The organism is Actinotalea sp., assembly GCF_041597215.1.
In the GTDB taxonomy this organism is placed as follows: domain Bacteria; phylum Actinomycetota; class Actinomycetes; order Actinomycetales; family Cellulomonadaceae; genus Actinotalea.
This window is the reverse complement of sequence record NZ_JBFHHB010000103.1, coordinates 1-10,703: the sequence shown is the minus strand read 5'-3', so window position 1 is coordinate 10,703 and position 10,703 is coordinate 1. Positions and strand designations below refer to the sequence as shown.

The window sequence follows — 10,703 nt, the reverse complement described above, 5'->3', positions numbered from 1 at the left end:
GGGTCGACGTCGGTGTGGGAGTCGAGGTCGGAGTCGGGGTGGGGGTGGGGGTCGACGTCGGAGTGGGGGTCGGGGTGCCCGTGCCGGTTCCGGTTCCCGTGCCGGTCCCGGTTCCCGTGCCGGTCCCGGTTCCCGTGCCGCCACCGGTGCCGGCGGCCGCGCCGTCGCCGGTCGCACCACCGTCCGTGACGCCACCGTCCGTGGCACCACCGTCCGTGGCACCACCGTCCGTCGTGTCGCCGTCCGTCGCGCCGTCCCCCGTCGAGGGAACCGTCGACCCGTCTCCGTCGGTGCCAGGACCTGGGTCGGCGGAGACGACGGACGTCGGTGCCGCGCCTGGCGTGCCGTCGCCAGCACCGCCGGAGAACAGTCCGAGCGCACCCGCGACGCCGAGTCCCGCTGCCACGACGAGGACGGCGGCGGCTGCGCCGAACACGCCGACCGGGGCAGCGGCCAGGAGTGCCGCGATACCGCCGGCACCCGCGGCAGAACCAGCAGCAGAACCGGCAGCGGCAGCACCTGCCGCGGCGGTACCCGTACCGGCAGCACCGCCACCTGGCGCGCCCGCCGCCCCTGCGCCACCGGCCGCGCCACCGCCGGCCGCGGCCGCTTCACCACCGTTGAGGCCAGCGACCGCTGCACCGACGGCCACCGCCGCCGCACTCGCCGCCGCCACGCCACCGGCCACGGCGCCGCCCGACCCCGCTGCGGAACCGCCGGCCGTCGCCGACTCCCCGCCGGGCGAGGCCCCGCCTGCACCGGCCGCTCCCGAACCGCCCGCTGCTCCGGTCCCTGCCGCACCGGCCGCCGCGGCACCCGCGCCGGAGCCCACCGCACCGCCGAAACCGATCCCGTGCAGGACGCCGATGCTGATCGCCCCGAGGACAAGAGGCGCGATGAAGGCACGCATCCCGTGATTGACGTCACCGAGCTCGAGCACGAGGGCGCGGCAGCGACCGCACTCGTCGAGGTGCGACTCCACGAGCGCCGTCTCCCGGGTGGCGAGACCGCCGCGCACGTAGGAGCCGAGCTTGGAGTTGACCAGCGTGCAGGCCTCGCTCTCGGGAGCGGCCAGGTGCTGCTGGAGGTACGCCTGACGCAGACCCTCCCGTGCGCGGTACGCCAGGGCGGCCACCCCGTTGGCGGTCAGCCCGAGAACCGGAGCGATCTCGGCGGCCGAGAGGCCCTCGACCTCCGTGTACCAGAGCACAGCACGCCACCGCTCGGGCAGGCTCTGGTAGGCCTGGGACACGACACCGCGCTCGAAGCCGGCCATCGCCTCCTCGTCGGAGGACTCCACGGCGATCGACGCGTTCTCGAAGGTCGCGGTGTCGTCGGTCGGGCGGGCGCGACGCGCGGCCTCGACCCGGTCCAGCGCCACGCGCCGCAGCACGGTGAAGAGGTAGGCGCGGAAGGCGACGTCCGGGCCGCCACCCTCCTGGACCGCGGCGAACACCCGGCTGAAGGCCTCGGAGACGGCGTCCTCGGTGTCGGCTGCGGAGTTCGAGTACTGCCGGGCCACGGCGCGGGCGGCGGCGACGTGGCGCTCGTAGAGGACACCGAAGGCGGCGTTCTCGCCGCTGCGGACAGCCGTGATGAGCTCGGCGTCGCTGGACACGTCCCAGGCGCTCCCGACGCTCATGCCGACCTCCCCTCACTGCCCGCGAACGACCCCGGCCCCCGCCGAGCACCTGTGCTCGGTCACCGATGACACGTCTCCACTGGAAAGAGTCTCATGGCCGTCACCAGGGCGGACCCGCCCAACGGGTGAGAAATGCCGCAGAACGACCGGGACGAGTTGCACGAGAACCACGATCCGGACCGGGTGGTGAGCCGACCCGACGACGTGACCCGTGCACCCGACCGGGTGAAACGGCGCCGAGTCGGGCGAAACCGCGTCATGACCCGGCCCGCACGCCGTCTCATCCGGCATGCAGACGAACCAGGCAACCGAGCAGACGGCCCCCTCGCTGCGCGAACGGTGGCAGGCGCAGACGGTCGAGTCCGTCTGGCTGCGTCCCGGAGACTGGTACCACCCGGCCGTCGACGCCCTCACCGAGGCGCTGACCCATGGCCTCGACGTGACAGGGGCCGCCCATCGCCTCGGCACCGTCCGCGGCGCGGCCGGCGTCGGCATCGCCGAGAGCCTCGACGACATCGCCGTGCTGTTCGGTCTGCTGGACCGCGAGCCGGGCCTCGACGCCATCCGCGCCCTGTGCGAGGGCTGGGCCGAGGCGATCGACGCGACGCCCGTCGCCGGTTCGTGCCTCGACCCCGAGTCGGGACTGCCCACGATCGAGTACCTCGGTGTCCGGCTCAGCGAGACCTACGGAACAGCGCACCGTCACGCGCACCACGCGTTCTCGACCCACTGCCTCGTCCTGGTCGACGTCGCCACCGGCGACCTCGCACCGTGGCGCCGGATGGCGCGCTCGGCCGCGATGGGGCGGGCGCTGAGCGCCGCACTCGGCACCGGCCACCCGATGGCCTCCCTCGGGGGCGGGGCGTTCGCCGTGCTCGTCGAGCGCGACTACGACCTCGGCGAGACCGTGCGCCGCGTGCGTGACCAGGTCAACGACCACGCGCACACGCTCCAGATCAGCGATCTGCTCCGGCAGCCGCCCCGCATCTGGATCGAGCCGCTTCCCGAGACGCACCAACGCGCCGTCGACCTGCTCCAGCACCTGCGCCGGTGAACCCCTGACCGGCCGCGCACGACGGAACGGCCTGCCACCTGGAGGGGAGGGCAGGCCGTTCCGTCGTGCTGGCGCGGTCCGGGGCGGGGGGCCCGCCGGTCTCAGCGGTCGTGCTGCGCCGGTCGCCAGACCACGAGCGCCCCGCTGCTCGTGACGCGGGCCGGGCGGTGGCCACGGGGAACGGCGACGACCTCACCCTTGGCCCCCGCGGCGAACACCCGGCGCCCCGGATCGACCATCGTGCGCAGCAGCTCGACCTGCTCGCCGAGGCGCTCCACCTCGCTCTCCAGCGCGAGGATCCGCTTGATCCCTGCGAGGTTGATGCCTTCGTCCTGGGACAGTCGCTGCACCTCGCGCAAGGTGGCGACATCGCGCAGGGAGTATCGCCGCCCACGACCGTGCGTCCGGCTGGGCGAGACGAGCCCCAGACGGTCGTACTGCCGCAACGTCTGAGGGTGCATCCCGGCGAGCTCGGCCGCGACGGAGATGGCGAGCACGGGTGCGTCGTACGTCATCAGCTCCTCCTGTGTCGGTCGATCCGGGCCGGTCGGCCCGTGCTCAGGTGGTGGCGCGGGCCCGCAGGTCCTCACGGACGTCTGCATCCGCTGTCGCCGCAGCGAACTGCTCGACCGCGGCCTTCGCCTCGTCCGAGAGCCGCTGCGGGACGACGACCTGCACGACCACCAGCAGGTCGCCGGCCGCCCCCGTCCCGTGCGCCGCGACACCGCGGCCGCGGACGCGCAGGGTGCGACCCGAGGGCGTCCCGGCCGGTACGCGGACCCGCACGGAGCTGCCGTCCAGCGTCGGGACGTCCACCTGGGCCCCCAGGGCCGCCTCGGCGAAGGTCACCGGGAGGGTGACCCGCAGGTCACGACCGTCGAGGCTGAAGACCGGGTGCGGCTCGACCTTGACCGCGATCACCAGGTCGCCGGGCGGGGCACCGGCCTCACCCGGCCGGCCCTTGCCGCGCAGCCGGATCTTCTGCCCGTCGCGCACACCGGGGGGGATCCGCGCGGTCACGCTCCGGCCGTCGACCGAGAGCGTGACGGTGGACCCCGCAACGGCCTGCCGGAAGGGCAGCGTGGTGGTCGCCTCGAGGTCGACGCCTGCGCGTGGGCGACGACCGAAGTTCCCCGCCGACCCCGCGGCCCCACCCGCTGCACCGCCGAAGAGGCCGCCGAGGATGTCCTCGAAGCCGGCGCCGCCCTGGGAGGAGTACCGCACGCGCTGACCGCCGCCGCCGGCTCCGGCCCCGAAGAGCCCCCCGAAGACGTCCTCGAACCCGGCGCCACCGGCGCTCTGCCGGCCACCGGCGGAGAAGCGCGCCCCGCCACCGGCCATCGCGCGCACGGCGTCGTACTGCTGCCGCTGCTCGGGGTCGGACAGCACGGCGTACGCCTCGCCGACGTCCTTGAACTTGGCCTCGGCGGCGGCGTCACCCGGGTTGTGGTCCGGGTGCAGCGTCCGCGCGAGCTTGCGGTACGCCTTCTTGATCGCAGCGGCGTCAGCATTCTTGGGCACGCCGAGGGTCGCGTAGAAGTCCTTCTCGAACCAGTCCTGACCGGTCATCGTCCTGACCCTCCCCTCGGCGTGCCCCACGTCATTCTGCTCAGCCCTCGCCCGGCTCGGCGACGGCCACCCGTGCGGCCCGCACGATCCGCTCGCCGACCTTGTGCCCCGGCTGGAGCACCTGGACGACGGTCGGCTCGGACACCTCGTCCGAGTGCGCGTGCATGAGCGCCTCGTGCACGGTCGGGTCGAACGGCTCGCCCGCCGCACCGTAGCGCTCCCAGCCGAACCGGCCGAGCGCGACCTCGAGCTTCTCGGCGATGGCGGCGAACGGGCCCTCGGCCAGCTCGCCGTGCTGCCGGGCCAGCTCGACGTCGTCGAGGACCCCGAGGAGGGCCTCGATCATCGCCACGACCGTCTGGTCACGGGCCACGAGCCGGTCACGTTCGACCCGCTTGCGGTAGTTCACGTACTCGGCCTGGAGTCGCTGCAGGTCGGCGAGGTGCTCGGCAGCCACGGCCTGCGCCGTCTCGAGCTCGAGGGCATCAGCCGAGGCCGGGGCCCCGGCGGGAGCCGTACCGGACGACTCCCGCACGGCGCCCGTCTCCGGGTCGATCCGTCGCTTGTCTGTGAACCGCGGCCGGGTGGGGTCGAGCTCCTCGTCCCCACCCGGTCCGGTGGTGGCGTCCGTCACTTGGCCTCGTCCTCGTCCACGATCTCGGCGTCGACGACGTCGTCGTCCGCGGCGGTGGCGCCCTCCGGCGCCTCCTCGGCGGCGGCAGCGCCCTCGGCAGCGGCGTCGGCGGCGTAGATGGCCTCGCCGATCTTCTGCGCGACCGTCGTCAGGGCCGCCTGCTTGGCCTTGACCTCCTCGATGTCGGTGCCCTCGAGAGCGGTGCGGAGCTCGCCGATCGCGGTGGTGACCTCGGTCTTCACCTCGTCGGGGACCTTGTCGCCGTTGTCGGCCAGGACCTTCTCGGTCGAGTAGGCCAGGTTCTCGGCCTGGTTGCGGGTCTCGGCCTCCTCGCGGCGGGCCTTGTCCTCAGCGGCGTGCTCCTCGGCCTCGCGCACCATGCGCTCGATGTCCTCCTTCGGCAGCGCGGAGCCACCGGTGATGGTCATCGACTGCTCCTTGTTGGTGCCGCGGTCCTTGGCGGACACGTGCACGATGCCGTTGGCGTCGATGTCGAAGGTGACCTCGATCTGCGGGACGCCGCGGGGCGCCGGCGCGATGCCGGTGAGCTCGAAGGTGCCGAGCGGCTTGTTGTCCCGGGCGAACTCGCGCTCGCCCTGGAACACCTGGATGAGCACGGACGGCTGGTTGTCGTCCGCGGTCGAGAAGATCTCGCTGCGCTTGGTCGGGATGGCCGTGTTGCGCTCGATGAGCTTGGTCATCACCCCGCCCTTGGTCTCGATGCCGAGGCTCAGCGGCGTGACGTCGATGAGCAGGACGTCCTTGCGCTCGCCCTTGATGACACCGGCCTGGAGCGCGGCACCGACGGCCACGACCTCGTCCGGGTTGACGCCCTTGTTGGGCTCCTTGCCGCCCGAGAGCTGCTTGACGACCTCGGAGACGGCGGGCATCCGGGTGGAGCCACCGACGAGAACGATGTGGTCGATGTCGGCGAGCTTGATCCCGGCGTCACGGATGACGGCGTTGAACGGCGCCTTGGTCCGCTCCAGGAGGTCGGCCGTCATCTGCTCGAACTGCGAGCGCGTGAGCTTGGAGTCCAGGTGGATGGGGCCGTTCTCGCTCATCGAGAGGTACTGCATGGAGATGGTGGTGCTCGTCGTGGAGGAGAGCTCCTTCTTGGCCTGCTCGGCCGCCTCGCGCAGACGCTGCAGGGCGATCTTGTCCTTGGACAGGTCGACGCCGGAGGAGTTCTTCACCTCCTTGATCAGGTGCTCGACGATGCGGTTGTCCCAGTCGTCGCCACCGAGGTGGTTGTCACCGGAGGTCGCGCGCACCTGGATGGTCGAGAAGGCGTCCTCGTCCTTGCCCACCTCGAGCAGGGAGACGTCGAAGGTGCCGCCACCGAGGTCGAAGACGAGGATGAGCTCGTCCTCCTTGCCGCGCTCCAGCCCGTAGGCCAGCGCGGCCGCGGTCGGCTCGTTGACGATCCGCAGGACGTTGAGGCCGGCGATCTGACCCGCGTCCTTCGTGGCCTGACGCTGGGCGTCGTTGAAGTAGGCGGGGACGGTGATGACCGCGTCGGTCACGGACTCGCCGAGGTACTCCTCGGCGTCCCGCTTGAGCTTGCCGAGCACGCGGGCGGAGATCTCCTGCGCGTTGTACTTCTTGTCGTCGATCGCGACGGACCAGTCGGTGCCCATGTGGCGCTTGACCGAGGTGATGGTGCGGTCGACGTTGGTGACGGCCTGGCGCTTGGCGACCTCGCCGACCAGGACCTCGCCGGTCTTGGAGAAGGCGACGACGGACGGCGTCGTGCGCATGCCCTCCGCGTTCGCGATGACGGTCGGCTCGCCGCCCTCCAGGACGGAGACGACCGAGTTGGTGGTGCCGAGGTCGATCCCGACGGCTCGTGCCATGAGTGATGCCTTCCTTCGCGGTTCTGCTCGCCGGCCGGGGCCGCGAGCGATGCTGGTCTACCTGCTGTTCCAGGCCGTGTTGAGCCTGCCGCGCTCAAGTCTGCGCCGATGGCCCATCGAGCGCAAGTTTCCCGCGCCGAAGTTGAGTCATACACACTCAACCCACAGGTCCGACCGCCCATTCCCACCGCCGGTCGCCCCGCGGGCGCTCTCCCGCACCGGTGCGGGACCCGTCCGGAACCGGTCAGGCGCTCACGAGGGAGCTGCCGGAGAAGACGAGGAGCAGCACGCAGAGCCCCGCGACGGTCATGCTGAGCCCGAAGGGTGCGCGGCTGCGCGGTCTGGTGACGGCGAGCACCCCGGCATCGACGGCGAGCACCGCGGCGACGGCCCCGACCCCGATGACCCCGAGGGCGGGAAGACCGCCGGGCGCGTGAAGGGTCCCGAGCACGCCGAAGGCGACCCCGACGACGAGCAGCGCGGGAGCGAGCTGCCCCGAACGGCGGCGGCCGATCCGGTGCGGCAGCCCGCGCACCCCCGTGGCCGCGTCGTCCTCCAGGTCGGGAAGGACGTTCGCCACGTGGGCGCCGGTCCCGAGGAACGCCGCGCAGCCCACGGCCCAGGCGGCGGCGAGCGGCTGACCCGGCAGCGTCATGACGAGGAAGACGGGGAGCAGCCCGAAGGACACCGCGTAGGGGGCCCAGGACCACACCGAGTCCTTGAGCCGCAGGTTGTAGGCCCATGCGACCGCCACGGCGACGAGGTGCACGAGCCCCGGACGCACACCCGTCGCCAGCGAGAGCGCGACGCACAGGACGGCGGCGACCACGGCGACGGCGCGCAGCAGCGCCACCGAGACGACTCCCCTGACGCTCGGCTTGTCCCGCCGGACCGCTGTCGCGTCCCGGCCGGCGTCGAGCCAGTCGTTCGACCACCCGATGGAGAGCTGGCCGGTGAGCACGGCCGCGGTGGCGAGGAGCGCGGTGCGCGCGGTCGCGCCGGTGCCGAGGAGCAGAGCCGCCGAGAGCGCGGTGACGACGGCGGTCGGCCCGGGATGGCAGGCCGAGACGAGCCCGCGCACCGTGGCCCCTGTCGACATCCGCGCCCCCTGGTCCTGCCGGCCGCGCTCGGCGGAGCCGTTCGCCCCGCGAAACGGTCGATCGGCCCGAGGCTACTGCCCGCGACGATCGGACGGACGAAGGCAGGGCCCACGCGAGGGTGCCGGGTGCGCCCTCCCCGCGCCGTACGGGTGGGCGCGTGGCACGATGCCCAGATGTCGCGCCTCCTGGCCGTGACGTCGGCGCTGCCGCCGCACGTGCACCCTCAGGCCGAGATCACCGGGATGCTCGGACCGATCCTCGCGCCCGACCCGGCACGCCGCGCCCTGCTCGAGCGGCTCCACGGGGCCAGCGGGGTGCTGACCCGGCACATGACGCTCCCGCTCGAGGCCTACGCGGACCTCGGCTCCTTCAGCCGGGCGAACGACCTGTTCATCCACCACGGGACCGAGCTGGCCGCCCGCGCCTTGGAGGAGGCGCTGGACGCCGCGGGGCTGCGACCCTCCGAGGTCGACTTCCTGCTCTTCACGACCGTGACCGGGATCGCCGCCCCGTCCATCGACGCCCTGCTCGTGGAGCGGCTCGGGCTCCGGCCCGACGTCCGTCGCATGCCGTCGTTCGGCTTCGGCTGCGCGGGCGGCGCGGCAGGACTGGCCCGCGTGCACGACTACCTCGTCGGCCACCCCGGGGACGTCGGGGTGCTGGTCTGCCTGGAGCTGTGCTCCTTGACCCTCCAGCACGGCGACGGGTCCACGGCGAACCTCGTCTCCAGCGCGATCTTCGGTGACGGGGCCGCCGCTGCCGTGCTCGTGGGGTCCGCGCACCCGGCCGGCGCCCGACACCCCAGGGAGGCCGTCGTCGTCGACAGCAGGAGCCGGCTCTTCTCCGGGACCGGTGACGCCCTCGGCTGGCAGGTCGGCGAGTCAGGGTTCCGGATCGTGCTCTCCGCCGGCCTTCCGACGGTGCTCGAGGCGCATCTCGCGCAGGAGGTCGAGGCCCTGCTCGCTCCCCACGGGCTCTCCTCCGGCGACGTCGACCGATGGGTCGTCCACGCCGGCGGACCGAAGGTGCTCGACTCCGCGACCCAGGCCCTCGGCCTCCGCCCCGAGGCACTGGACCGCAGCCGCGACTCGCTCGCCGCCGTCGGCAACCTGTCCTCCGCCTCGGTGCTGCACGTCCTGGACCTCACCCTCGGCCAGGAGCCGCTGGGACCGGGTGACGTCGCGGTGCTCATGGCCTTCGGCCCGGGGGTGGCCTGCGAGCTCGTCCTGCTGCGCGGGCCGGAGGAGGACTGAGCGATGCTGCTGCTCTTCGACCTGGTGGTCGCCGCGACCGCACTGGAACGGCTCGCCGAGCTCGTGGTCTCCGCGCGGAACGCCCGGTGGGCGATGGCCAGGGGTGGGGTGGAGCGCGGGCGAGCGCACTTCGGGGCGATGGTCGCCCTGCACACCGGGCTGCTCGTGGCCTGTGTGGCGTAGGCGCACCTGGCGGAGCGCCCCTTCATCCCGGCGCTCGGATGGACGGCGCTGGTCCTCGTGCTCGCGAGCCAGGGGCTGCGCTGGTGGTGCATCACGTCGCTCGGGCACCGGTGGAACACCCGGGTCGTCGTCGTGCCGGGCCTCCCGCTCGTCACCCGGGGTCCCTATCGCTGGTTCCGGCACCCGAACTACGTCGCCGTCGTCGTCGAGGGCCTCGCCCTTCCGCTCGTGCACACGGCCTGGGTGACCGCCCTCGCGTTCACGGTGCTCAACGCCGTGCTGCTGCTGCGGTACCGGATACCGAGCGAGGAGCGCGCCCTCGCCGAGGCGCTCGGCGGACGATGACCGCGCACGGCAGGGTCCCGCAGGTGGACGTCCTGGTCGTCGGGGGCGGACCGGTGGGCCTCGCCGCCGCGATCGAGGCACGCATGGTCGGCCACGACGTGCTCGTGGTCGAGCCGCGGTCGGGGCCGATCGACAAGGCCTGCGGAGAGGGCCTCATGCCGGGGACGCTCGCGGCGCTCCAGCGCCTCGACGTCGACCCGGACGGGCATCCGCTGCGCGGGATCGGCTACCGCGCGCCCGGGCGGGCGGTCGACCACTCCTTCGGCAACGGCCCGGGGCGAGGGGTCCGCCGCACGACGCTGCACGCCGCCCTCCTCGACCGGTGCGCGGCCGTGGGGGTCGAGCAGCGCACGGCCCGGGTGGACGCGGTCGAGATCGTCGGCGACCGGACCACCGTCACGCTGCGCATCGCCGGCGCGCAGCACGGCGCCCCGCTGCAGGTCTCCGCCCGATGGCTGCTCGCCTGCGACGGGCTGCACTCCACCGTTCGGCGCCTCCTCGGGCTCGAGCGGCCCGCCCCTGCCCGAGCGCCACGGCGGTACGGGCTGCGACGGCACGTACAGATCGCGCCGTGGTCCGACCTGGTCGAGGTGCACTGGGGGGAACGCGCCGAGGCCTATGTCACCCCCGTGGCGGAGGACCTGGTGGGGATCGCCCTGCTCGGCCCCCGCGGGACCGTCTTCGACGACGCGCTCTCGGGCTTCCCCGAGCTGGCCGCGAGGATCGAGGGCGCACCGCTGGGTGAGGTCCGCGGGGCCGGACCGCTGCGCCAGGACAGCAGGCGCCGCAGCCTCGGGCCGGTCCGCCTCGTCGGGGACGCCTCGGGCTACGTCGACGCGCTCACCGGCGAAGGGCTGCGGCTCGGGTTCGCTCAGGCGCGCGCCGCCGTCGCGACCCTCGACTCCGCATCGGACTACGAACGCGCCTGGCGGGCCGAGGGCCGGGACCACCGGCTCCTGACCCGGGCACTGGTGACCTGGGCGACGAGCCCCCTGCGCGGCGCCGTCGTCCCGGTCGCCGCCGCTGCGCCCGTCGTCTTCGGCGCCGCGGTGGACCGCCTCGCGCGC

The 10,703-nt window shown here is 73.5% G+C and carries 9 protein-coding genes and 1 pseudogene; 4 read left to right on the top strand and 6 right to left on the bottom strand.

The features are described from left to right. Nucleotides 1-1,642 (bottom strand): sigma-70 family RNA polymerase sigma factor (locus tag ABWK99_RS08935; protein ID WP_372594350.1); only part of this gene is annotated, 1,642 nt, incomplete at its 3' end. Nucleotides 1,643-1,931: 289 nt separating this feature from the next. Between ABWK99_RS08935 and ABWK99_RS08930 the strand changes: the two genes are divergently transcribed. Further along, the gene (locus tag ABWK99_RS08930) at nucleotides 1,932-2,696 is read left to right on the top strand and encodes a hypothetical protein (RefSeq protein WP_372594349.1); all 765 of its coding nucleotides are present in this window, start codon (nucleotides 1,932-1,934) and stop codon (nucleotides 2,694-2,696) included. Nucleotides 2,697-2,797: 101 nt separating this feature from the next. Here ABWK99_RS08930 and ABWK99_RS08925 read toward each other — a convergent pair whose 3' ends face one another. The 5 genes from ABWK99_RS08925 to ABWK99_RS08905 all read right to left on the bottom strand — a co-directional run bounded on the left by ABWK99_RS08925 (nucleotide 2,798) and on the right by ABWK99_RS08905 (nucleotide 7,854). Continuing rightward, the gene (locus ABWK99_RS08925) at nucleotides 2,798-3,211 is read right to left on the bottom strand and encodes a heat shock protein transcriptional repressor HspR (RefSeq protein WP_372594348.1); all 414 of its coding nucleotides are present in this window, start codon (nucleotides 3,209-3,211) and stop codon (nucleotides 2,798-2,800) included. A 43-nt stretch (nucleotides 3,212-3,254) separates the two neighbouring features. Further along, complete coding sequence (locus ABWK99_RS08920; protein WP_372594347.1) at nucleotides 3,255-4,265, bottom strand: DnaJ C-terminal domain-containing protein; 1,011 nt, start codon at nucleotides 4,263-4,265, stop codon at nucleotides 3,255-3,257. A gap of 40 nt (nucleotides 4,266-4,305) precedes the next feature. Next, a complete protein-coding gene (grpE, locus tag ABWK99_RS08915; protein WP_372594346.1) occupies nucleotides 4,306-4,899 on the bottom strand; it encodes a nucleotide exchange factor GrpE in 594 nt (197 codons plus the stop codon). Further along, complete coding sequence (gene dnaK, locus ABWK99_RS08910; RefSeq protein WP_372594345.1) at nucleotides 4,896-6,755, bottom strand: molecular chaperone DnaK; 1,860 nt, start codon at nucleotides 6,753-6,755, stop codon at nucleotides 4,896-4,898. Before dnaK ends, grpE begins: the two co-directional genes overlap by 4 nt. 244 nt (nucleotides 6,756-6,999) lie before the next feature. Continuing rightward, the gene (locus tag ABWK99_RS08905; RefSeq protein ID WP_372594344.1) at nucleotides 7,000-7,854 is read right to left on the bottom strand and encodes a UbiA family prenyltransferase; all 855 of its coding nucleotides are present in this window, start codon (nucleotides 7,852-7,854) and stop codon (nucleotides 7,000-7,002) included. Nucleotides 7,855-8,028: 174 nt separating this feature from the next. Between ABWK99_RS08905 and ABWK99_RS08900 the strand changes: the two genes are divergently transcribed. The 3 genes and pseudogenes from ABWK99_RS08900 to ABWK99_RS08890 all read left to right on the top strand — a co-directional run. Then, nucleotides 8,029-9,108, top strand: coding sequence for a type III polyketide synthase (locus ABWK99_RS08900; protein ID WP_372594343.1), 1,080 nt, complete (start codon nucleotides 8,029-8,031; stop codon nucleotides 9,106-9,108). Nucleotides 9,109-9,111: 3 nt separating this feature from the next. Next, nucleotides 9,112-9,636 (top strand): annotated as a pseudogene (locus ABWK99_RS08895) (isoprenylcysteine carboxyl methyltransferase family protein). Next, a partial coding sequence (locus tag ABWK99_RS08890) for an NAD(P)/FAD-dependent oxidoreductase (RefSeq protein ID WP_372594342.1) occupies nucleotides 9,633-10,703 on the top strand: 1,071 nt, incomplete at its 3' end. The pseudogene ABWK99_RS08895 and the gene ABWK99_RS08890, both read left to right, overlap by 4 nt.